The organism is Pseudomonas sp. HLS-6 TE3448 (genome assembly GCF_053629555.1).
Window position 1 is genome coordinate 4,743,044 of the sequence record NZ_JBRJIO010000001.1, and the last position, 21,303, is coordinate 4,764,346.

The following is a 21,303-nucleotide window of genomic DNA, read 5'->3' on the forward strand; positions in this document are numbered from 1 at the left end:
AATCAATTACAAAACCAAGGGATACCCTCATGACTTCGTTTCGAAAGCCCCTTAGCGTGTTGCTCCTTGCGCTGTGCGCAAGCGCGGTTCAGGCTCAAGAATGGAAAGAAATCCGTTTTGGTGTCTACCCTGAGTACCCGCCGTTTGAATCGGTAGCGGCCGACGGCAGCCTGCAAGGCTTCGACATTGAACTGGGCAATGCCATTTGCGCCAAGCTGCAGGTCAAGTGCACCTGGGTCAACAACGAGTTCGATGGCATGATTCCGGCACTGCGTGCGCGCAAGTTCGACGCGATCATGTCCTCCATGGCCGTGACCCCGGCACGGCAGAAGCAGATCGACTTCACTGACCGCCTGTTCCTCAGCCCGACATCCGTGATCACCCGCAAAGGTGCTGATTTCGGCGACACGCCGGAATCGCTCAAAGGCAAGCAGGTCGGCGTGCTGCAAGGCTCTCTGCAAGAGGCCTACGCCCGCGCCAAGCTGGCGCCGCTGGGCGCGCAGGTCAAGGCCTACCAGGCCCAGGACCAGAACTATGCTGACCTGATGAACGGCCGACTCGACGCCACCCTGACCGACAAGCTGGAAGCCCAACTGAACTTCCTGGCCAAACCCGAAGGTGCCGACTTCAAGACCGGCCCAGCCATCAAGGACCCCACCTTGCCGCTGGACATCGCCATGGGCTTGCGCAAGAACGATAGCGAACTGAAGGCCTTGCTGAACAAAGGCATCGCTGAGGTCCTTGCCGATGGGACCTTCGCCGAAATCCAGAAAAAGTACGTCGGCGACCTGGATATCTACAACGAGTAAATCTGTCTGCGGCCAGCCATCCTGCTGGCCGCAGCGGTCTCCACTCCAGCTTCTGACGAGACTTTTCCCGTGAATGACCTCCTCCACTCAATCGGCCTGCAGGCCCTGAGTCTGCAGGGCTTTGGCCCGCTGTTGGCGCAAGGGACCTGGATGACCCTGAAACTGGCGCTGCTGTCGCTGGCATTAAGCCTGAGCCTGGGCCTGATCGGCGCCTGCGCCAAATGCTCACCGCTACGCCTGCTGCGCGCTCCGGCCACGCTTTACACCACGCTGATACGCAGCGTGCCGGACCTGGTACTGATCCTGCTGATCTTCTACACCCTGCAATTGTGGCTCAACGATTTCACCGAAATGCTGGGCTGGAACTACGTCGAGATCGACCCGTTCATGGCCGGTGTGATCACCCTGGGTTTCATCTACGGTGCCTACTTCACCGAGAACTTTCGCGGTGCCATTCTCAGCGTACCGGCAGGCCAGCTTGAGGCTGCTACCGCCTACGGCCTGAGCCGCGCCCAGCGTTTTCGCCTGGTACTGTTCCCACAACTGATGCGCTTCGCCCTGCCAGGGCTGGGCAACAACTGGCTGGTACTGCTCAAGTCCACGGCACTGGTCTCGATCATCGGCCTGGCCGACCTGGTCAAAGCCGCGCAGAACGCCGGCAAGACCACCAATAACACCCTGTATTTTCTGATCCTCGCCGCACTGGTCTACCTGATGATCACGACCCTTTCAAACCGGCTATTTAAACGCCTGGAACGGCGCTACAACACGGGCATCAAGGGGCTGGCATCATGATCGAACTGCTTGAGCAATATGGCCTGGCCTACCTCTACAGTGATGGCGCCGGTTTTTCCGGGCTGGCGGTGACCCTGTGGTTGTTTATCGTGACGACCGTCCTGGGTTTCCTGCTGTCGCTGCCCTTGGCCCTGGCCAGGGTTTCACGCCAGCGCTGGCTGCGCTGGCCAGTGGAGTTCTACACCTACGTCTTTCGCGGCACACCACTCTACATACAACTGCTGATCTGCTACACCGGCCTGTACGGGCTGGAGGTCGTTCGCGACAACGCCTTGCTCGACGCGTTCTTCCGCAACGCGCTGAACTGCACCCTGCTGGCCTTCGTCCTCAATACCTGCGCCTACACCGTGGAGATCTTCGCCGGGGCGATTCGCAATATCCCCCACGGCGAAATTGAAGCGGCCCAGGCCTATGGCCTGTATGGCTGGCGCCTGAACCTGTTCGTGATTCTGCCAGCCGCCCTGCGCCGTGCGATGCCGGCCTACAGCAACGAACTGATCCTGATGCTGCACGCCACCTCCCTGGCCTTCACCGCAACCATCGCCGACATCCTCAAGGTCGCGCGTGACGCCAATGCCGCGACCTTCCTGACCTTCCAGGCCTTTGGTGTCGCGGCCCTGCTGTACATGCTGCTGTCCTTCGCGCTGGTCGGGCTGTTCCGCCTGGCCGAACGCCGCTGGATGCGTTTTCTTGTTCCTGTCCGAGGCTAAACCATGACCCTTTCTGCACACGCCTTGTCGTCCCATCGCGAGCCACTGCTTGAGCCACTTACGACAGCACGTCAGGCCAACGTCGCCCAGACAGCGGCGGTCAAACTGACCGTCGAAGACCTGCACAAACACTACGGCGATCATCAGGTACTCAAAGGCGTCTCGCTGCAAGCGCGCAAAGGCGATGTCATCAGCCTGATTGGTGCCAGCGGCTCGGGCAAAAGTACAATGCTGCGCTGCATCAACTTCCTTGAACAACCCGACGCGGGCGCGATTACCCTCGACGGCCAAACCATCGAGATGCGCCAGGGGCGCGCGGGCGTGCGCGCACCGCACCCTGCCCAATTGCAGAACCTGCGTACGCGTCTGGCCATGGTGTTCCAGCACTTCAACCTGTGGAGCCACATGACTGTGCTGGAGAACATTTGCCTGGCCCCTCGCCGTGTGCTTGGTGTCAGCGCACAGGACGCCGAAGCCCGCGCTCGCGCCTACCTGGACAAGGTCGGGCTGCCATCGCGCGCAGCCGATCAGTACCCGGCGTTCCTCTCCGGTGGGCAGCAACAGCGGGTTGCCATCGCCCGCGCACTGGCCATGGAGCCGGAAATCATCCTCTTCGATGAACCCACCTCGGCGCTCGACCCAGAGCTGGTGGGCGAGGTGCTCAAAGTCATACAGACGCTGGCCGAGGAAGGTCGTACCATGCTCATGGTCACCCACGAAATGGGCTTTGCCCGAAAGGTGTCCAGCCAGGTGTTGTTCCTGCATCAGGGCCGGGTCGAGGAACAAGGCAGCGCCGCGATACTCGACCACCCGCAGAGCGAGCGCCTGCAGCAATTTCTATCCAACCGTTTGAAGTGAAGCAGACCCGCATGGAAAACAAGGCCAACAGCCCCCACTGCGCGCCCCCTCTGGACCGGATCGATGAAGCCATCATTGATGTACTGCGCCATAACGGGCGGATCACCTATGAGAAGCTTTCATCACTGGTGCATCTGACGCCTCGCCCGTGCCTTGAGCGGGTACGCAAGCTGGAAAGGCGCGGCGTGATTAGAGGCTACGGCGCGATCATCGACGTGCAGATGGTTTCACCGGGGCTGTCGCTGCTGGTGCTGGTTGCCCTCTCCAACCAGAGCGGGCGCGCAGCGCAACGAGCGTTTGAGGCCTGCATTCGGGCCTGCCCACAGGTTTTTGAATGTCAGCTGATCAGCGGCCACTTCGATTACAGCCTGCGCATGCGCTGCCGGGACATGGAGCACTACCGGGTGCTGACCGAGACCTGGATGAACAACGACGAACTGCACATCGACAAATTGGTCGCGCACCCAGAGCTGGCCGTGGTGAAGAACACCGCAACCCAACTCTAGGCACCTGCGATGCAGGCGATGCCATCGGCGCCTGCATCGTCAACACCGCTGACGCCTATACCGTCAGCGGTGCCAATGCAGCCCACTCCACGGGCTGCACATAACCCTCGACCCACAGCGTCACATCGGCGGCGGGCATTGGCCGGGCAATGCAGTAGCCTTGCGCCATATCGCAGCCCAAGTCCATCAGCAACAGACCATGCTCAACCGTTTCCAGGCCTTCGGCGATCACCTGACGGCCGAACGCCCCCGCCAGGCTAATCACCGCGCGGGTCAAGGCCAGGTCATCCTGATCGTGGAGGATGTCACGAACAAACGACTTATCGATCTTGATCGTCTGGGTTGGCAGCCGCTTGAGGTAACTCAGCGATGAGTAACCTGTGCCGAAATCATCCAGGGAGAACTGCACACCCAGCTCCTGACAGGCATCCAGGCATTGGCTGACCCGCTGGATGTTCTCGATGGCCACCGATTCGACGATCTCCAGATCCAACATGCTTGGCGCCACCGCTGCGTGGCGGGCCAGCAGTCGTTTCAACCGCTCGACAAAGTCCGAACGCTGGAAATGCCGGGCCGCAATGTTCACGCTCACCGACCAACAGAAACCCTGCAGTTGCCATTGATGCATTTGCGCCATGGCCTGATCGATCACCCATTCACCGATATCGACGATCAGGTCAGTCTGCTCTACCAACGGTAAAAACTCCGCTGGCGGCACCAGCCCCTTGACCGGATGCTGCCAGCGCAACAACGCCTCAAAGCCAATCACCGCACCGGTGCGCATATTGACCTTAGGCTGGTAGTACAGGCACAGCTCACCCTTGGCCAACGCCTGGCGCAAGCGCTCAACGGTCTGGTGGGTAGCCTTGACCTCCTTGTCCAGCGAGACGTCAAACACATGGTAGCGGTTACGCCCACTTTGTTTGGCCACATACATGGCCTGGTCGGCATGGCGCAGCAAGGTGTCGGCATCGTCATTGTCGAGCGGAAACAGCGTCACCCCGATGCTCGCGCTGACTCTCAAGTCCTGAGCGTTGATGGCGTAAGGCGATGCGACGGCGGCGAGTACCCGCTGCAGGGCAATGTGCAAACGATAGTGGTCGTGAATATCACGCAGAATCAGCACGAACTCATCACCTGACAACCGCGCCACGGCGTCACCGCCGCGCAGGATGCCCTTGAGACGAGCGGCCACCTCGACCAGCAGCAAATCGCCACTGGCATGACCATAGCCGTCGTTCACCGCCTTGAAGCCATCCAGGTCAAGCATGCACACCGCCAGCTGGGTGCCCTCTTGCCGGGAAAAGTCCAGTGCCTGGGTCAACAGGTCAGACAGGTAGGCTCGGTTGGGCAAGCCGGTCAGCACATCGTGGCTGACCCGCCATTGCAAGGTGCGCAGCAACTGGCGCTTCTCGCTGACATCGAAACGAATCGAAACATACTTGCGTACTCGACCTGTCAGCGGATCAATCAACGGCACCATCGTACTGTCGACCCAGTACAACGAACCGTCCTTGGCACGGTTGCAGATCTCGCCTTTCCAGACCTTGCCCATCACCAGGGACCGCCACATCTCCTGAAAAAACTCCGGATCATGCAGGCCCGAATTGAGGATGCGGTGATTGGCCCCAAGCAGCTCTTCGCGGCTGTAACCGGAAATGCTGCAAAACTGTTGGTTTACGTAGGTAATCCGACCCGTCAGATCGGTTTCGGAAAAAATCGCGGCCGCATCGACGGCCGCGCGGTAGTTATCGTCCATGACGTCCTCTGCACCCTGCCGGCTATCGATTGAATCGCTCGACCAGAGCGCGCAGGCCCGAAGAAATGCGCTCCAATTCACCGCCCCGTGTCGCCGCAGCATTGGCATTCTGCGCGGTTTTCTGCACCGTGCTGGCTACCGTATTGATCTGCCGCGAGACATCTTCGGCGACATTTGACTGTTCCTGAGAAGCAGCAGCCATCTGATGGCTCATGTCACTGATACGCTCTACGGCTTCGCGGATACCTTGCAAGGCACGCTGTGCTTCCAGCACCTGCGCAACCCCCTGCTCAGCTTCCTGAATACCCAGGTTGGCGATGCTCACGGCTTCCTCGGCCCCCGTACGAAGGCTTTCAATGACGCCCTGAATTTGCAGGGTCGACTGACGGGTCTTGCCGGCCAATGCCCGCACTTCGTCAGCCACCACCGCAAAGCCGCGCCCTTGTTCGCCGGCCCGAGCGGCCTCAATGGCAGCGTTGAGCGCCAACAGGTTGGTCTGTTCGGCAATCGAGCGGATCACGCTCGCAGCCATCATGATGTCCTGGGTCTGCCCGGCCAGGTTTCCGACTGCCTGGTTGATCTGGGTGACCGTACTGGCCAGCAACTGGATCGCTTCGCGGGTGGTACCGGCCACCTGACTGCCCTGATCGGCCAGGAGGTTGGCGGTTTGCGCTTCACCTGCCGTTTGCTGCACATGCTGGGCGACCTCAGCGATGGACGCGGCCATCTCGGTCATTGCCGCTGCCGTCATGTCGGTTTCGGCACGCTGTTCGAGCAACGCCGACTCCGTGCTGCTGGACAAGCGACTGGAATCGGTCGCTGCCTCAGCCATCTGCCTGGCCAGATCGCTCAGGCGTGTGAGGGCTGTTTTCAACCGCGCCTCTTCACTGATCAGGATCATCTGCAATTGAGCGCTCGGCCCCACGGCATCGGTGTAGGTCATTGCAACGATCGGGTCGGCAAAGGTATTGGGCGTAGACTGCACGATCTGTTTAAGCTCGCGCCCAAGGCGGCTGTGGCCATAAAGACCGACCAGCCCGAAAAGCCCAAGCGTGGCGCCCTGGCCAAGCAGACCGGGAGCGGCCTGGTTTACCGCAATGCAAACCCCGGCAGCCAGCACCGGCAACGCCAGTACCTTGCCGATCACAGTAGCGCGACGCAGCAATGGCACGGCAGACTTGCCTTCACGCAAGCGCGCATACAGCGTCTCGGCACGCTGCACCTGCTCGCGGGTTGGCTTGACCCGCACAGACTCGTACCCCACCAGGCGCCCGTCCTCGAGCACCGGCGTGACGTAGGCACTGACCCAGTAGAAGTTGCCGTTCTTGCAGCGGTTCTTGACGATCCCCATCCAGCTCTGGCCGGCCTTGAGGTACTGCCACATCTGCTGGAACACCTCTGGCGGCATGTCCGGGTGACGTACAAGGTTGTGGGTACTACCGATAAGTTCTGCCTGACTGAAGCCGCTCATGGCGGCGAATTCGGCATTGCAGTAAGTGATCTTACTGGTGGTATCGGTTGCGGAAACAAGGCGTTGATGTTCCGGAAACGTCTGTTCGACAGAGGTTACCGGCAAATTGAGACGCACGTTAGAACTCCGTTAGTGGCGGTCGTAATCCTGGATCCAGTCCATGTTGAACCAGGCATTCAGACTCTTGTCTGACAATCCAATTCTACGAATTACATCACGTTTATGACAGTAATGTTACAGAATCTGGCGTTGCCTAGCTCGACCAAATACCGTTAAGTTCTTGATTCTAAATGGGAATTAAGCGATGACAATTTCAGGTTTGGGTTCAGCCATAAAGCGCTACCGCAAGGTGGCAGGGCTTACTCAGGCTGAATTCGGCGAGAAAACCGGTTTTGATCCCAAAACCATCAGCCGCTTTGAAACCGGCTCCTACACCCCAAGCGTTGAAGCACTGTTCAAATTTGCCGAAGTGCTGGGTATAAAGCTGAAAGCTTTTTTCTCGGAGTTGGGCGATGAAGACGAGCAAAGAGCCTATCTGTTCAACGTCGTACACAAAGCCCCCCCAAAAGACCTGGGAAAGCTGATCGCGGCGGTCGATATGGCCCTGTCCAGGCGTTAACGCCAGCAACAGCAAGCAGACAGGCTTATCGCTAAACAGCGCTGCCCCATTTTAGGGGCGCGGAGTATATCTGATTCAGCCCCCGGATGGGGGCTGAGGCTTGGCAGCGCCCCGCGTTTCTAGAAGCGCCAGAACGACGGTGTGAACAGCACCAGAACGGTGAGGATCTCCAGGCGCCCCAGCAGCATGCCGACGGTCAGCAGCCACTTCGCAGCATCGGGCAGTGAGGAGAAGTTACCGACCGGCCCGATCACCGGCCCCAACCCCGGCCCCACATTGCAGACGGCCGTCGCCGCACCGGTCAGTGCAATGGTCCAGTCCAGGCCGATCAGGGCCAGCCCCAGCGCAATGGCGGCGATGGTGGTGGTAAAGAAAAAGCAGAAGGTCAGCAGCGAACGCACAATGTCCTCATCCAGCGGATGGCCGTTGTACTTGCTGCGAATCGTTGCGCGCGGGTGAATCAGTTGCGACAGGCTGCCATGCAGTAACTGGCCGGCGACCTGGAAACGAAAGATCTTCAAACCACCGGCGGTTGAGCCCGAACAGCCACCGACGAACGTCAGGTAGAAGAAGAACAACACCGAAAATGTGCCCCACAGGGTGTAGTCACCCAGCGCAACGCCCGTTGTAGTCACCACCGACGTGACGTTGACCGCCACCAGGCGCACCGCCTCCCACCACCCGTATGGCCCGTTGAAATGCAGCCAGGTGCCGACCAGCAACCAGGTCAACACCAGAAAGCCAATGAAGCCACGTACCTGATGATCCTTGAACAAGGCGCCTCTATTGCCTCGCAGCACCGCCACATACAACGTAAAGGGCAAGCTGCCGAGGATCATCACCCCTACCGCGACCCAGTGAATGGCCGGCTGCGACCAGTGCGCCAACGAACTGTCCGAGGTCGAGAAGCCACCGGTGGATATCAGCGACATTGAGTGGTTGATCGCCTCGAACGGCGTCATCCCGGCCCACCAGAACGCCAGGTAGCCAATCCCGGTCAACACGACATAGACCAGCAGAATGTATTTCGCCATGACATGGGAGCGTGGCAGCACTTTGTCCGACCAGTCCGACGACTCGGTCTGGAACAAGCGCATCCCCCCGACACGCAGCAACGGCAGAATCGCTACCGCCATACCGATAAAGCCGATGCCGCCCAACCAATGCAACATCGAGCGCCAGATCAGCAAGCCCGGGGACGCGGTGTCCAGCCCGGTCAGCACGGTCGAACCGGTGGTGGTGATACCCGACATCGTTTCAAAAAACGCATCCGTGTAGCTGATATCCCGTATGAACACCATCGGCAGCGCCGCAAAGGTACAGACCACGACCCAACTGGCCGTCGTCAGCAAATACATGTCTCGCGGGCGTAAATGAGCGTCCTCGGGACGCCCTTGTGCGACCAGCGCAATACCGGTGAGAAAGGTGATGACACCTGAACGGACAAATGCAGAAAGCCCGTCCTGCTGCTCATAAAGCATCAAGGTGAACAGAGGGATCGTCATGCTCACCGCAAGGGTGATGAGGAAGACACCGAGGATGAAACCAATCAAGCGGATTCTGGCAAGTGACATGTACGGGCTCTGACTGAATGGCGCGCGCAAGTATCGTTATAGCGCAGCACACAGACGCGTAAAGAATCCGTAAAAATTCAGTGGCTTCACACCTCATACTGCAGCCGCCCGCGCAGCCACTGTTGCGCCAACAACAGCAGCGAAACTGTTGCCCCAGCAACAGCCATTCAACAGGGCGCACTTCAAGCAACACTTGAGTACCCCGCAAAAAGCTCATAACAATTTGATAAATAAAGACTTTTCACACATGGAACAACTCTTGCTCCTGCCCCTGTACCTTCAACAGCAACGGGCCTGTAGCCATGAGCACTCCAATCAAAGTCGTCGCCGTTTCCGGTGGCACGTTCCGCCCTTCGCGCACACTGGTTCTGACCCAGTCCATCCTGGCTGAACTGGCGCAACAACTGCCCATCGAGAGCAAGGTCATTGAACTGGGGGATATCGTCCGCCCACTGGGTGGCGCGCTCTCGCGTAAAGAGCTGCCGGAAACCGTAGAGCATGAGCTGCGCGCAATCGAGTCCGCCGACCTGCTGATCGTCGCGGCGCCCGTCTACCGTGGCACCTACCCCGGCCAGTTCAAGCACCTGTTCGACCTGATTGGCCAGGATGCCTTGATTGATACGCCAGTACTGCTCGCCGCAACCGGTGGCAGTGAACGCCATGCGCTGGTCATCGACCACCAACTGCGTCCGCTGTTCAGCTTCTTCCAGTCGGTCACCCTGCCGATCGGGGTCTACGCCGCCGAAGCCGATTTCAGCAACTACCAGATCACCAGCACGGCCCTGCAGGCTCGTATCCGCCTGGCCGGGGAAAAAGCCTCCGAGCAGCTCAACGGCCACCGCGCTGTTCTACGTAAAATTGCCTGAGGCGCCGACATGAATGTTTTCTGGTTTCTGCCCACCCACGGCGACGGTCATTTGCTGGGTACCAGTGAGGGCGCCCGCCCCGTCACCCTGCCCTACCTCAAACAGGTGGCCCAGGCCGCCGACAGCCTCGGTTACTACGGCGTACTGATACCCACTGGACGCTCCTGCGAAGACTCCTGGGTGGTGGCCTCTGCCCTGGTACCGCTGACCGAACGCCTGCGTTACCTGGTAGCGATCCGCCCCGGGATCATTTCGCCGACGGTCTCTGCACGCATGGCCGCGACCCTTGATCGCTTGTCCGCAGGCCGCCTGTTGATCAACGTGGTAACCGGCGGTGACCCGGACGAAAACCGTGGAGACGGCCTGCATCTGAGCCACAGTGAACGCTATGAGGCCAGTGGCGAGTTCCTGCATATCTGGCGGCGTGTGCTGCAGGGCGAAGCCGTGGACTATGACGGCAAGCACCTTCAAGTGCAAAACGCCAAGGCGCTCTACCCTCCCGTGCAAAAACCCTATCCACCGCTGTATTTCGGCGGTTCTTCCGACGCGGCGCACGAGCTGGCCGCCGAGCAGGTGGATGTCTACCTGACCTGGGGCGAACCACCGGCGGCTGTCGCCGAAAAGATCGCCGATGTCCGTGCCCGCGCAGCCAAACACGGGCGCACCGTGAAGTTCGGCATTCGCTTGCATGTGATTGTCCGCGAGACTGCCGAACAAGCCTGGCAAGCCGCTGACAAGCTGATCGCCAACATCAGCGACGAAACCATTGCCGCCGCGCAGCAGTCCTTCTCGCGTTTCGATTCCGAGGGGCAACGGCGCATGGCCGCGCTGCATGGTGGTCGGCGTGACCAACTGGAGATCTACCCGAACCTCTGGGCGGGCGTCGGCCTGGTGCGTGGTGGTGCAGGCACGGCCCTGGTCGGTGACCCGCAACAAGTGGCCGGGCTGATCAAGGAATATGCCGACCTCGGCATCGAGAGCTTCATTTTCTCCGGCTACCCACACCTGGAAGAGGCCTATCGCTTTGCCGAACTGGTCTTTCCGCTGCTGCCGGAACCCTATGCGAGCCTGGCAGGCCGCGGTGTCACCAACCTCTCAGGCCCCTTTGGCGAAATGATCGCCAACGACGTGCTGCCCACCCAGGCAACAGCGCAACCAGCCTGATGGACGCGCCTCAAGCCACCCTACCCCCCGATGAGGACAGCCTGTGACTGCTATTCATCAATCCGCACGCCTGACGCCACTGCAGATTGCCCAAGCGCTGACCAGCACCTTCGCCGAAAGCGCCGCGGAACGTGACCGCCTCGGCGGCACACCGAAAGCCGAGCGCGATGCGCTGCGCCAGAGCGGCTTGCTGGGCTTGATCATTCCGACGCAATACGGCGGTCTGGGCGCCAACTGGACAGAGACGCTGAACATCGTTCGCGAATTTGCCAAGGTCGACAGCTCGATCGCTCACGTCTTTGGCTTCCAGCACCTGATGCTGGCTACTGTGCGCTTGTTCTCCCGGCCAGACCAATGGCAACCGTGGTTCGAGCTGACAGCACGCAACAACTGGTTCTGGGGCAACGCCCTCAACCCGCTGGATACCCGTACCGTCTCGAAAAAACTCGCCGGTTGGCGTGAGTTCTCAGGGCGTAAAAGCTTTTGCTCGGGCTCGGCCGACTCGGAAATGCTGATTGCCTCGGCGCTGGATGAGTCCACCCAGGGCAAACTGCTGATTGCCGCCATCCCAAGCGGGCGCACCGGCATTACCCTGCACGGAGACTGGGACAACATTGGGCAACGGCAAACCGACAGTGGCAGTGCGACCTTTGAACGGGTACGGGTCGAGGAAAACGAGTTGCTGCTCGAACCCGGCCCCTTGAGTACGCCCTTCGCCTGCCTGCGCCCGCTGATCGCGCAGCTCACCTTCGTCAACATGTTCCTTGGCATTGCCGAAGGCGCCTTCGTCGAAGCCCGCAACTACACCCTCAAGGAAACCCGCCCGTGGTTCAAGGCCAAGGTTGAACACGCCAACGAAGACCCTTACATCCTCGGCCACTATGGCGAGTTCTGGGTCGGCCTGGAAAGCGTGCGATTGCTCACCGAACGGGCGAACGCGCTGCTCGATCAAGCCTGGCGCAAGGAGCATCAACTGCATAGCGAAGAACGCGGTGAACTGGCCGTCGCCATCGCAACCGCCAAGGTGGCAGCAACACGCATCGGCCTGGACCTGACCAGCCGCTTGTTTGAAGTGACCGGCGCACGTTCCACCCACGCGGCCCTGCGCCTCGACCGCTACTGGCGCAACCTGCGCACACAGTCTCTGCATGATCCTGTGGACTACAAACTGCAAGAGCTGGGTGACTGGGCGCTGAATGCTCAACTGCCAACCCCGACGTTCTACTCCTAGGGTGGTGGCCTCGCGTCCTTGCAGCGGTTCATCAACGGCTACCCGGTCGTTGCCCCAGACAACACCGGGACAACGCTATCGGGACAACACCGGGGCCCATGTGCCCCGGTGTCGATGCAGCATCAGGACGCTTTGCTGCAGTCGCGCGGGGTGATGCCTTTCTCCTTCGCGTACTTTTGTGCAGAAGCTTCGATGATTGGCCGCAGCAATGCGCGGTCGGCCTGCACCCAATCGCTGATCAGGTTCCACTTCTCCCCATCCCACTGCTGGAAGCGCACGGCACCGCCGCCCTCATGGTCGGAGCAGGACAGTTGCAGGGGTTGCACCAGGCCTAGCGCGCCCAGTTCCTTGAGCCGCGCCTCATCCAGCTTCAGGTGCTCAAAGCCCCAGCGCACCTGCTCGCCGCTCAACGGCTTGTGGCCGTACTTTTCCTGCGCCAGGCGTACCGCCTCGACGTTGAGAATGCCGTTCACCACACCCAGGTTGTAGTAGACGGTCCCGAAGCGTTTTGGATCGGCAAGGTCGCCATGACCGGCATCGATAACGTCCTTCTTGATCCCTTGCGTCACCGGGAACGTGGTCCCGGAAGGGTGCGTGGTAATCGAGATGAAGCCCTTGGCTGCAGCACCTGCCGGTGCGGCGTCTTCCTCGGAGTTACTCCAGATGTTGCCGATGATTCGGTCCGCCGGGAAGCCGACCTTCTGCGCGCTCTTCAAGGCAACCGGGTTCATGACACCCCAGCCTCGCAGAATGACCCAGTCCGGCTTGGCGCGACGGATGTTCAGCCACTGCGATTGCTGTTCGTTGCCAGGGTGCGGCACCTCCAGCAAGGTCAGGGTAAAGCCATACTTGTCGGCCAACGCCTGCAGCACCTCATTGGTTTCCTTGCCATAGGGAGAACCATGGTAGAGCGTGACGATCTTCTTGCCACTCAACTTGTCCAGGCCACCCGACTGCTGGCCGATGTAATTGATGATCGCCGACACTTCGGAATACGGGTTCAGTTGCAACGGGAAGGCATAGGGGAACACGCTGCCATCGGTAGAGTCCGTGCGCCCGTGGTTGATGGTGATCAAGGGCAATTTGTCTGCCGTCGAGCGGTCCAGGGTGGCGTAGGCAATACCTACCGAGAGCGGGTTGGTCGCAGCGGCCGGCGCCCCGTTCAAACCGTTCTTCAGGCGTTCGTAGCACTCAACGCCCTTCTCCACCACGTACTCGGTTTCGCACTCGCTCCAGGTCAGCTTGACGCCATTGACCCCGCCATTGGCGTTGACGTACTTGAGGTAATCGATAAACCCGCCAAAGAACCCGGTACCGCCTGCCGCGTAAGGGCCAACACGGTAGCTTTGCAGCGGGAAGTACTGCTCGCCATCGGCCTTGGCGATGAAGGCAGTGGCACTCAAGCTCACGGCCAGCGCGAGGCTGCTGAGCAAAGATCGTTTGAACATCGCGTATTTCCTTGTCGAATCGTTGAGCTATGGCTTGCGCCTGAAGGGTGAACTGCGGAGCACGCTCCGCCTGCAGGGATTCGCTCAGTAGCGCAGCGGCCATCGCCGTGCGCGCTCGCGAAAGCGTTGCCAGAGGCGCGCCAGCCCCTCTGGTTCCTTGATCAGGAAAAGGATGATCAGTGCGCCGAACACCATCTTTTGCAGGTTCTCGACCTGCCCGGCATCAATCAGGCCCGCAGGCAACAGCCCGGCCAGGTTCGAGAGCAGGATCGGGAACAGCACGATGAACGCTGCACCGAGGAAGTTGCCGAGCAAGCTGCCCAGGCCACCGATAATGATGATGAACAACACCTGGAATGAGCGGTTCAGGTCAAAGCCATGCGGCTCTACCGTACCCAGGTAGGTGAAGGCCCACAGTGCGCCGGCAATGCCGAGGAAAAAGCCGCTGATGGCAAAGGCCAGCAGCTTGGTCTTGAGCAACGGAATACCGATGACTGCAGCGGCAGTGTCCATGTCGCGCACCGCCATCCAGTTACGCCCCAACTCACTGCGCACCAGGTTTTTGCCCAGCCAGAACAGCACCACGACCACCCCAAGCGTGAACAGGTAACGGCCCGCTGGCGAACTGAAATCGACCCCCATGAGGTGCAGCGGCGGCGCACTGATCACCCCTGAGGCGCTGTCATTGGAAAACCAGCTGAACTTGGTCAACGCCCATTGCACGAAGAACTGCGCAGCCAGGGTGGACACCAGCAAGTAGAAGCCCTTGATGCGAAGGCTGGGCAAACCGAACAGCAACGCCGTCAGGGCCGCACAAACGCCGCCCAGCACAAGGCTCAGCAGTAGCGGCAAACCCGGTACTCGCAGTTCGATGTTGTAGGTAGCAAAGGCCCCTACCGCCATGAAGGCCGCCGAACCGAGGGAGAGTTGCCCGGCATAGCCCGTCAGCAAATTCAGCCCAAGCCCGGCCAGCGACAACACCAGAAAAGGAATCAGGATGGCACTGAACCAGTAGTCATTGCCCAGGTAAGGCACCGCCACAAAGGCAAACAGCAGCAGCGCCAGCAGTGCGTGGCGATCCTGACGCAAGCGGAACACTCGACGATCCTGGGCGTAACGGGTACTGAACTGACCGGCTTCGTTGTACAACATGGCACTCTCCCTCAAACCCGCTCAATGGCACGTTCGCCAAACAATCCGGCTGGACGCACCAGCAAAAACAGCAACGCCAGGACATAGGGGAACCAGTTTTCGATCCCCCCGCCCACGAACGGCCCGAGGTAGACCTCGGCAAGTTTCTCGCTGGCGCCGATGATCAAGCCGCCGACAATCGCCCCACTGATCGAGGTGAACCCGCCAATGATCAGCACCGGCAAGGCCTTGAGCACGATGAGCGAAAGGGAGAACTGCACGCCCAGGCGAGCGCCCCAGAGCAGCCCGGCGACCAGGCCGACAAACCCTGCCACGGCCCACACCACAGCCCAGATGTGCTGCAAGCGAATGCCCACGGCCAAGGCTGCAACGGGATCGTCGGCAACGGCCCGCAACGACAGGCCAATACGGGTCTTGCTGAATAGCAATGACAGCACCAGTACCAGCAGCGCTGCCGTGGCTGCCGCAAACAGGTCGAACGAAGACAGCAACATGCCGCCCAACGCCAACGGCTCATCACTGATACCCAGGTCAAGGCCGTGCACCTGCGCGCCCCACAGCGCCTGGGCAAAACCTTCGATCATGTACGACAGGCCAAGCGTGGCCATGAACAGGGTGATCGGTGAGCGGTTGACCAACGGCCGCAGCACCACCCGCTCAACCGCCAGGGCCAACAGCACCATCGCCGCCAGGGTCACCACAAACGCCAACCAGAACGGCAACCCGCGCTCCAGCAAACTGACAAAGGTCAGCGCGGAGAACAGCACCATCGCGCCCTGAGCGAAATTGAACACGCCCGAGGCCTTGTAGATCAGTACAAACCCGATGGCCACCAGGGCGTACATCACCCCGGCCAGCAAACCGCCGATCAGTACTTCAAAGAAAAAATCCATGTCGTTTCCTGCTTTTCGGGCAATACGAAGCCAACCGCCCAACGCAGGACGGCAAACACGTAAACGCGCGTTAGTGTCGGGTACCGAGGTAAGCAGCAATGACCTCAGGGTCTTGCCGGACCTGATCCGGCGGGCCATCGCCAATCTTGCGGCCGTAGTCCAGCACCACCACATGGTGCGAAATGCCCATGACCACGCCGATGTCGTGTTCAATCAAGACCACGGTGGTACCGAACTCGCGGTTGATGTCGACGATGAAACGGCTCATCTGCGCCTTCTCTTCGGCATTCATTCCGGCCATTGGCTCATCCAGCAACAGCAAGGTAGGTTCCGCGGCCAAGGCACGGGCCAACTCAACCCGCTTTTGCAAACCGTAGGGCAAGGTGCCGACAATCGCATCACGCCACGGCTGGATCTGCAGAAACGCAATGACCCGTTCTGCCGCAGCGCGCTGAAGGTCATCTTCAGCCGCGACTCGCCCCACCCGCAGCACTTGCTCCAACCAACTGCTACGCCGTTTCAGGTTGCGCCCGGTCAGGACGTTGTCGAGTACCGTCATGCCCTTGAACAGCGCGATGTTCTGAAAGGTCCGGGCGATACCGCGTTGCGCCGCGTCGTGAGGACGCATGCGACGCCGCACCTGGCCGGCAAAATGAATGTGGCCTTCCTGTGCCTGGTACACACCGTTGATCACGTTCAACAACGAACTCTTGCCGGCACCGTTAGGCCCGATCAAGGCGCAGATCTCACCGGGCGCGACCGAAAAGCTGATGCCGGTAACCGCCTTGACGCCCTTGAAGGACAGGGAAATATTGTCCAGCGCCAGTAGCGGCGCCGGAACAGCAGAGTGGCTTGTGGACATCGTTCGCTCTCCTCATCAAGCCAATTGTGGATGGTCGTCAATCCAACCACTGATACGGCTGGCAGGCTCACTCGGCGCCACCTGCCAACGTGCGGGGTCTGGCCAGGTCCGCACACGAATGTCCAGCGCGGCAAAAAAGGCCTGCGCTGGTTCTGCCAACGGCTCCCCGACCAACAACGGTGCCTGTATGCGGCTGAAGCCAAGGATGTCGCGCAGCGCACGCCTCACCAGCCAGTAACCGAGCACACGCCTGAGTACGCCCGGCTGCGCCGCCAGCGCCCAATCCACCAGCCGCCGCTGCCAGGTGCCCACATCCGGCAGGCGTGCCAGCACCTCCTGGTACAAGCGGCCATAGGTCTCCCGGGTCCCGGCCACCAAGGTTGGCCCCAGCTCACGGCGATCGCGGTCACGGGTGTGCAGGCTCTCGGGGAAGTTCAGGCGAAACCCGGCAATCAGCCACGGCGCCAGCAAGTAGCGCGCCTGACCACTGGCGGCAAAGGCCCGGGCGGCCAGTGCTTCCTCCCCCGGCCCAAGGTGTTCGAGCTGCACCAGACGCGCCCCTTCGCGCACCAGCTCTGCATGGCTGATGCGCTGCAATTCGATGTGCCGGTCTTCATGCAAACGGTAGAAGATGAAGGCGCTGCGCTCCGTGCGCGCCTTCAGCTTGAGCGCCGGGTCGGCCGCCCGTGCCACAAGCACGGCATAATCGAGCGCTGTTTCTGCATGCTCGGCGGCCAAGCCTCGACCATCGGCATAAAACAGCAGAGCAGCATTCAGATTCGCCGCACCGACCTGCGCCAGTTCCTCAGCGCCTTCAGCAAAGAAGTAACCAGGGTTCAGCTCACGCAACAACTCAACCTGAGCAGCACCGCCCTGCAACGGATCGAACAACACCGCAACACCGCCCAACCATTGCGCAGCGAGTGCCGCGATCAGGGCTTCCGGGCGTGGACGGCTCAACACCACGAGGGTGTTCGCCTCGGTAAAACCACGCAGTTGAAGCGCCGAGGCCAAGCGACGGACTTCATCCGCCAACTGCTGCCAGGTACGCACCTGCCAGACACCCAGATGCTTGTGCCGCAGGGCCAGACGTGTACCGTGGTCAGCTGCCTGTCGCTGCAACCATTCAGGCAAGGTGCCAGGGGCATCAGGGCTGTGCTGCGCAAACTGAACCATAACGACTCCCGCCTCAGGCTACGGCCTTGTCGACCAAACGCCGGGCTTCCAGTTCACGGACCAATGGCAGTACCTTGCGCCCGAAGTACTCGACTTCCTCCTGGAAGTGCAGGAAACCACCCAACACCAGATCCACCCCCACGGCTTTCAGGGCGACGATGCGTTCGGCGATCTGCTGCGGCGTACCAATCAGGTTGGTCTTGAAGCCATCGTTGTACTGCACCAGGTCCTCGAAACTGGACTTGGCCCAGTTGCCTTCGCCTTCCGGGCTGGCCTTGCCGGCTTGCCGCGCCGCATCGCCAAAGGCGTTGACCGCTTCCGGATCGGCCTTGTCGATGATCTCGGCGAGTACCGCGCGGGCCTCTTCCTCGGTGTCGCGGGCGATGATGAATGCGTTCACACCGACCTTGACCGTATGGTTATTCGCCGCAGCCTTGGCCTTGATGTCATCCACCTGAGCCTTGATGCCTTCGACGGTATTGCCGTTGGTGAAGTACCAGTCAGACACCCGTGCCGCCATATCGCGAGCGGCCCGCGAGCTGCCACCCTGGAAGATCTCTGGATGCTGCTGCAGTGGCTTGGGCTGCAAGGTGTAGTTATGGAAGCGATAGAAGTCACCGCGCTGGGTGAAGTTATCGGTGGTCCAGATACCTTTGAGTGCAGTGATGAACTCTTCCGAACGACGGTAGCGTTCATCGTGTTCCAGCCACGGTTCGCCGATCGCGGTGAACTCCCCCTTGAACCAGCCCGACACCACGTTGATGGCCACCCGCCCACCCGTCAGGTGGTCGATGGTCGCAATCTGCTTGGCCAACAACGCCGGGGTCCAAGGCCCTGGCAGTACCGCAGCAATCACCTTCAGGCGCGTGGTGGCGGCGAGCAGTGCATGGCTGAACGTAACCGATTCATGCTGGTACTCCGCGCCGTAACCGGCGGTGAAGCGGATTTGCGACAGCGCATACTCGAAGCCGGCGTTCTCGGCGATTTGCGCGAGCTTGCGGTTGTAGTCGATGTCCCAGCTGGTGCGCTGTTCGATCTTGCTGACCACCAGACCACCGCTGACGTTAGGCACCCAATAGGCAAACTTGATCTGTTCTTGGCTCATTGCAGGTACTCCATTGAGTTGAAAGGGCTGAATCAGGCTGCGCTGGCGTTGCGCTGAAAACGTGGGCCGAGGCTTGCGACCGCAGCCTCGACCGCCCGCTCGATACGCTCGCGCAGCTGCGTATTACTGATGTGGTAGTTATCGAAATCGGCTTCTGCGGCGTACACGCCAACTGGCAGGCTGAGCGCCTGGAAAAAGCCGAACAACGGTCGTAGCTGATGGTCGATGATCAGGGCATGGCGCTCCGAACCACCGGTGGCGGCCAACAGCACAGGGACCTGCTTCAAGGCCTCGTGATGAACAAAGTCGAACAGGTGCTTGAACAGGCCGGTATAGGACGCGCGGTACACCGGGGTTGCCGCAATCAGCAAATCGGCGCTTTCGATGGCCTGCAGGTCTGCCTGTACCGCGGCGGGCAAATCCTCACGGCGCAGCACACCGGCGAATTGCGGGCCGACCTTGGCCAGCTCAATCAGTTGCAGCTCAATGGGCAACTGTTGCGCCAGCTCTGCCACCAGCGCGTTAAGCAGCACCAAGGTGCGTGAGGGCTGTTGCACGCTCCCCGAGACTGCGACGACTTTCAGTATTCTGCTCATTGATCGACCCCTGCCTGGACATGCCACCGCGGCATCCACACAAGGGCTATAGCAGCAACTGTGCCACTGTATTAATTCCTTATATTTCAATGACTTAACATAAAGCAGCGAACATCGCTCGATGTACCGCAGCAGGCAAGCTGCTGATCATCTGTTGCAGGGCAAACACTTGCGCGCAGCAGGCCACTGCCGACATGCCTGCACAGCCTCCTGCCACAGCTGTTGCCTGGGCAGCAGCAGTTCCACAACGTGCCCGCCAGCCGACATCAGAAAGCAGCCAGAACGTGCCAGACACCACGGATTACGGGGCCTTCCATGCTGGGCATGGCCTGTGCATTACACCGTAGGACAGCGACCAGACCGGTTCGCGGCTTTGTTTAATGCCCTAACAGGAGCGACAGCATGACTGCCCAGCAACAGCACATTCCGCACCCCCTCTCCACCGGAACCGACTATGAACAACTGGCCGCGCGATTCCGGCCGATTTTCACCCGCATCGCCGCTGGCGCCCTCGAACGCGAGCGCACCCGCAGCCTGCCCTATGAGCCGGTGAAATGGCTCAAGGAAGCCGGCTTTGGCGCCGTGCGCGTACCGGTGCAATACGGCGGCGCCGGCGCCTCATTGCCACAATTGTTCCAACTGCTGATCGAACTGGCCGAAGCCGACTCCAACCTGCCGCAAGCCCTGCGCGGCCACTTCGCCTTTGTCGAAGATCGCCTCAACGCGCACGCCAACACGCCACAGGACGTCTGGTTCAAACGTTTTCTGGACGGTGACCTGGTGGGTAATGCCTGGACCGAAGTAGGCGCCGTGAAACTGGGGCAGGTGATTACCCGTGTCTCGCGCCAAGGCGATCAGTGGCGGGTCAATGGCACCAAGTACTACAGCACCGGCAGTATCTTTGCCGACTGGATCGACCTCTACGCCCAACGTGACGACACTGGCGGCGATGTCATCGCTGCGGTTCGTGTCCAGCAACCCGGCATTACCCTCAGCGACGACTGGGACGGTTTTGGCCAGCGCACCACTGGCAGCGGCACCTCCGTGTTCGATAACGTTGTGGTCGAAGACGAAAACCTGTTCGACTTCGCCACCCGCTTCAAGTACCAGACAGCGTTCTATCAGTTGGTACTGCTGGCGGTACTGGCGGGCTCCGGTCGCGCAGCCGTGCGCGACATCGCCGAAGAAGTGCGCAAACGCACGCGCATTTTCAGCACGGGCAATGCTGCCGCGGCCAGTGACGATGCCCAGGTCCAGCAGGTGGTCGGCAAGGCCTCGGCCCAGGCCTATGCCGCCGAAGCCACGGCACTGCGTGCTGCCGCTGCCGCGCAGCGCGCCTACGAGAGCCACTTTGGCAATGATGCTGAAGCTGAGCGCGCAGCCAACATCGCCGCCGAACTGGAGTCGGCTCAAGGCCAGGTCGTCATTGCCGAGCTGGTCCTGCGCGCCACCAGCGACCTGTTCAACGCCCTCAGCGCTTCGGCCACCAGCACCAGCAAACTGCTCGACCGTCATTGGCGCAACGCCCGCACCGCCGCCTCGCACAACCCACTGATCTACAAGGAACGGATCATCGGTGACTGGGAGATCAACGGCACCGAACCACCGTATGTCTGGCAGATCGGTGGTGGTGCTAAACAGGGCTAATGCAAACGCCCCCTCGTCACATCGACGAGGGGGCGGCTCAATCATCGTGGCCTGTTATCCCG

19 protein-coding genes and 2 pseudogenes are annotated in these 21,303 nt (G+C 60.6%); 10 read left to right on the top strand and 11 right to left on the bottom strand.

Features of this window, described 5'->3' with window-relative positions; genetic code table 11:
• Window positions 1-29: 29 nt before the first annotated feature.
• From AB7M23_RS21800 to AB7M23_RS21820, 5 genes are all read left to right on the top strand, one after another.
• On the top strand, window positions 30-809 hold the full coding sequence (locus AB7M23_RS21800) for an ABC transporter substrate-binding protein (RefSeq protein WP_065761829.1): 780 nt from the start codon (window positions 30-32) through the stop codon (window positions 807-809).
• 69 nt (window positions 810-878) lie between these two features.
• Entirely contained in the window at window positions 879-1,604 is a 726-nt protein-coding gene (locus tag AB7M23_RS21805) for an ABC transporter permease (protein WP_454242005.1), read from the top strand.
• A complete protein-coding gene (locus AB7M23_RS21810; protein WP_454242006.1) occupies window positions 1,601-2,314 on the top strand; it encodes an ABC transporter permease in 714 nt (237 codons plus the stop codon). Before AB7M23_RS21805 ends, AB7M23_RS21810 begins: the two co-directional genes overlap by 4 nt.
• A 3-nt stretch (window positions 2,315-2,317) precedes the next feature.
• Complete coding sequence (locus AB7M23_RS21815; protein ID WP_330522891.1) at window positions 2,318-3,172, top strand: ABC transporter ATP-binding protein; 855 nt, start codon at window positions 2,318-2,320, stop codon at window positions 3,170-3,172.
• 11 nt (window positions 3,173-3,183) lie between these two features.
• Window positions 3,184-3,678 (top strand): Lrp/AsnC family transcriptional regulator, encoded by a 495-nt coding sequence (locus AB7M23_RS21820; protein WP_102051759.1) that lies wholly within the window; start codon window positions 3,184-3,186, stop codon window positions 3,676-3,678.
• Between the two features lie 55 nt (window positions 3,679-3,733).
• Here AB7M23_RS21820 and AB7M23_RS21825 read toward each other — a convergent pair whose 3' ends face one another.
• From AB7M23_RS21825 to AB7M23_RS21835, 3 genes and pseudogenes are all read right to left on the bottom strand, one after another.
• Complete coding sequence (locus AB7M23_RS21825; RefSeq protein WP_454242007.1) at window positions 3,734-5,437, bottom strand: putative bifunctional diguanylate cyclase/phosphodiesterase; 1,704 nt, start codon at window positions 5,435-5,437, stop codon at window positions 3,734-3,736.
• A gap of 22 nt (window positions 5,438-5,459) precedes the next feature.
• Window positions 5,460-5,948: pseudogene (locus AB7M23_RS21830) on the bottom strand (methyl-accepting chemotaxis protein); the annotation flags it as partial.
• Between the two features lie 795 nt (window positions 5,949-6,743).
• A pseudogene (locus tag AB7M23_RS21835) lies at window positions 6,744-6,908 on the bottom strand (PAS domain-containing protein); the annotation flags it as partial.
• 304 nt (window positions 6,909-7,212) lie between these two features.
• On the opposite strand from AB7M23_RS21835, the gene AB7M23_RS21840 reads away from it, so the two are divergent.
• Window positions 7,213-7,527 (top strand): helix-turn-helix domain-containing protein, encoded by a 315-nt coding sequence (locus AB7M23_RS21840; protein ID WP_099775367.1) that lies wholly within the window; start codon window positions 7,213-7,215, stop codon window positions 7,525-7,527.
• A 119-nt stretch (window positions 7,528-7,646) separates the two neighbouring features.
• Here AB7M23_RS21840 and AB7M23_RS21845 read toward each other — a convergent pair whose 3' ends face one another.
• A complete protein-coding gene (locus AB7M23_RS21845; protein ID WP_330522893.1) occupies window positions 7,647-9,101 on the bottom strand; it encodes a TrkH family potassium uptake protein in 1,455 nt (484 codons plus the stop codon).
• Window positions 9,102-9,403: 302 nt separating this feature from the next.
• On the opposite strand from AB7M23_RS21845, the gene msuE (AB7M23_RS21850) reads away from it, so the two are divergent.
• Genes msuE (AB7M23_RS21850) through AB7M23_RS21860 form a run of 3 tightly spaced genes read left to right on the top strand, consistent with a single transcriptional unit; the run spans window position 9,404 to window position 12,362 of the window.
• Window positions 9,404-9,967 carry an FMN reductase gene (gene msuE / locus AB7M23_RS21850; protein ID WP_454242008.1) on the top strand — a complete coding sequence of 188 codons (564 nt, stop codon included), beginning with the start codon at window positions 9,404-9,406 and terminating at the stop codon, window positions 9,965-9,967.
• A 9-nt stretch (window positions 9,968-9,976) separates the two neighbouring features.
• On the top strand, window positions 9,977-11,131 hold the full coding sequence (gene ssuD, locus AB7M23_RS21855; protein WP_099775370.1) for an FMNH2-dependent alkanesulfonate monooxygenase: 1,155 nt from the start codon (window positions 9,977-9,979) through the stop codon (window positions 11,129-11,131).
• Window positions 11,132-11,174: 43 nt separating this feature from the next.
• The gene (locus AB7M23_RS21860) at window positions 11,175-12,362 is read left to right on the top strand and encodes an acyl-CoA dehydrogenase family protein (protein WP_454242009.1); all 1,188 of its coding nucleotides are present in this window, start codon (window positions 11,175-11,177) and stop codon (window positions 12,360-12,362) included.
• Window positions 12,363-12,484: 122 nt separating this feature from the next.
• On the opposite strand, the gene AB7M23_RS21865 is transcribed toward AB7M23_RS21860, so the two are convergent.
• From AB7M23_RS21865 to msuE (AB7M23_RS21895), 7 genes are all read right to left on the bottom strand, one after another.
• A complete protein-coding gene (locus AB7M23_RS21865; protein WP_409281551.1) occupies window positions 12,485-13,810 on the bottom strand; it encodes an ABC transporter substrate-binding protein in 1,326 nt (441 codons plus the stop codon).
• An 84-nt stretch (window positions 13,811-13,894) separates the two neighbouring features.
• On the bottom strand, window positions 13,895-14,962 hold the full coding sequence (locus AB7M23_RS21870) for a branched-chain amino acid ABC transporter permease (RefSeq protein ID WP_065760120.1): 1,068 nt from the start codon (window positions 14,960-14,962) through the stop codon (window positions 13,895-13,897).
• Window positions 14,963-14,973: 11 nt separating this feature from the next.
• Window positions 14,974-15,855 carry a branched-chain amino acid ABC transporter permease gene (locus tag AB7M23_RS21875; RefSeq protein WP_065760121.1) on the bottom strand — a complete coding sequence of 294 codons (882 nt, stop codon included), beginning with the start codon at window positions 15,853-15,855 and terminating at the stop codon, window positions 14,974-14,976.
• A 70-nt stretch (window positions 15,856-15,925) separates the two neighbouring features.
• A complete protein-coding gene (locus tag AB7M23_RS21880; protein ID WP_454242010.1) occupies window positions 15,926-16,717 on the bottom strand; it encodes an ABC transporter ATP-binding protein in 792 nt (263 codons plus the stop codon).
• Between the two features lie 15 nt (window positions 16,718-16,732).
• On the bottom strand, window positions 16,733-17,893 hold the full coding sequence (locus tag AB7M23_RS21885; RefSeq protein WP_454242011.1) for an AMP-binding protein: 1,161 nt from the start codon (window positions 17,891-17,893) through the stop codon (window positions 16,733-16,735).
• A gap of 13 nt (window positions 17,894-17,906) precedes the next feature.
• A complete protein-coding gene (gene sfnG, locus AB7M23_RS21890) occupies window positions 17,907-18,998 on the bottom strand; it encodes a dimethylsulfone monooxygenase SfnG (protein WP_065760124.1) in 1,092 nt (363 codons plus the stop codon).
• Between the two features lie 32 nt (window positions 18,999-19,030).
• On the bottom strand, window positions 19,031-19,594 hold the full coding sequence (gene msuE / locus AB7M23_RS21895) for an FMN reductase (RefSeq protein ID WP_102051767.1): 564 nt from the start codon (window positions 19,592-19,594) through the stop codon (window positions 19,031-19,033).
• A 402-nt stretch (window positions 19,595-19,996) separates the two neighbouring features.
• Here msuE (AB7M23_RS21895) and AB7M23_RS21900 point away from each other — a divergent pair, with 402 nt between their 5' ends.
• Window positions 19,997-21,241 carry an acyl-CoA dehydrogenase family protein gene (locus AB7M23_RS21900; RefSeq protein WP_065760126.1) on the top strand — a complete coding sequence of 415 codons (1,245 nt, stop codon included), beginning with the start codon at window positions 19,997-19,999 and terminating at the stop codon, window positions 21,239-21,241.
• Window positions 21,242-21,303: the final 62 nt, after the last annotated feature.

Excerpts from the sequence above, each read along its gene's own strand:
- ssuD (WP_099775370.1), top strand. The coding sequence starts at position 9,977 with ATGAATGTTTTCTGGTTTCTGCCCACCCACGGCGACGGTCATTTGCTG.
- AB7M23_RS21875 (WP_065760121.1), bottom strand. The coding sequence starts at position 15,855 with ATGGATTTTTTCTTTGAAGTACTGATCGGCGGTTTGCTGGCCGGGGTG.
- AB7M23_RS21825 (WP_454242007.1), bottom strand. The coding sequence starts at position 5,437 with ATGGACGATAACTACCGCGCGGCCGTCGATGCGGCCGCGATTTTTTCC.
- AB7M23_RS21800 (WP_065761829.1), top strand. The coding sequence starts at position 30 with ATGACTTCGTTTCGAAAGCCCCTTAGCGTGTTGCTCCTTGCGCTGTGC.
- AB7M23_RS21900 (WP_065760126.1), top strand. The coding sequence starts at position 19,997 with ATGACTGCCCAGCAACAGCACATTCCGCACCCCCTCTCCACCGGAACC.
- sfnG (WP_065760124.1), bottom strand. The coding sequence starts at position 18,998 with ATGAGCCAAGAACAGATCAAGTTTGCCTATTGGGTGCCTAACGTCAGC.
- AB7M23_RS21885 (WP_454242011.1), bottom strand. The coding sequence starts at position 17,893 with ATGGTTCAGTTTGCGCAGCACAGCCCTGATGCCCCTGGCACCTTGCCT.
- AB7M23_RS21880 (WP_454242010.1), bottom strand. The coding sequence starts at position 16,717 with ATGTCCACAAGCCACTCTGCTGTTCCGGCGCCGCTACTGGCGCTGGAC.
- AB7M23_RS21865 (WP_409281551.1), bottom strand. The coding sequence starts at position 13,810 with ATGTTCAAACGATCTTTGCTCAGCAGCCTCGCGCTGGCCGTGAGCTTG.
- AB7M23_RS21810 (WP_454242006.1), top strand. The coding sequence starts at position 1,601 with ATGATCGAACTGCTTGAGCAATATGGCCTGGCCTACCTCTACAGTGAT.
- AB7M23_RS21820 (WP_102051759.1), top strand. The coding sequence starts at position 3,184 with ATGGAAAACAAGGCCAACAGCCCCCACTGCGCGCCCCCTCTGGACCGG.
- msuE (WP_102051767.1), bottom strand. The coding sequence starts at position 19,594 with ATGAGCAGAATACTGAAAGTCGTCGCAGTCTCGGGGAGCGTGCAACAG.
- AB7M23_RS21845 (WP_330522893.1), bottom strand. The coding sequence starts at position 9,101 with ATGTCACTTGCCAGAATCCGCTTGATTGGTTTCATCCTCGGTGTCTTC.
- msuE (WP_454242008.1), top strand. The coding sequence starts at position 9,404 with ATGAGCACTCCAATCAAAGTCGTCGCCGTTTCCGGTGGCACGTTCCGC.
- AB7M23_RS21840 (WP_099775367.1), top strand. The coding sequence starts at position 7,213 with ATGACAATTTCAGGTTTGGGTTCAGCCATAAAGCGCTACCGCAAGGTG.
- AB7M23_RS21870 (WP_065760120.1), bottom strand. The coding sequence starts at position 14,962 with ATGTTGTACAACGAAGCCGGTCAGTTCAGTACCCGTTACGCCCAGGAT.
- AB7M23_RS21815 (WP_330522891.1), top strand. The coding sequence starts at position 2,318 with ATGACCCTTTCTGCACACGCCTTGTCGTCCCATCGCGAGCCACTGCTT.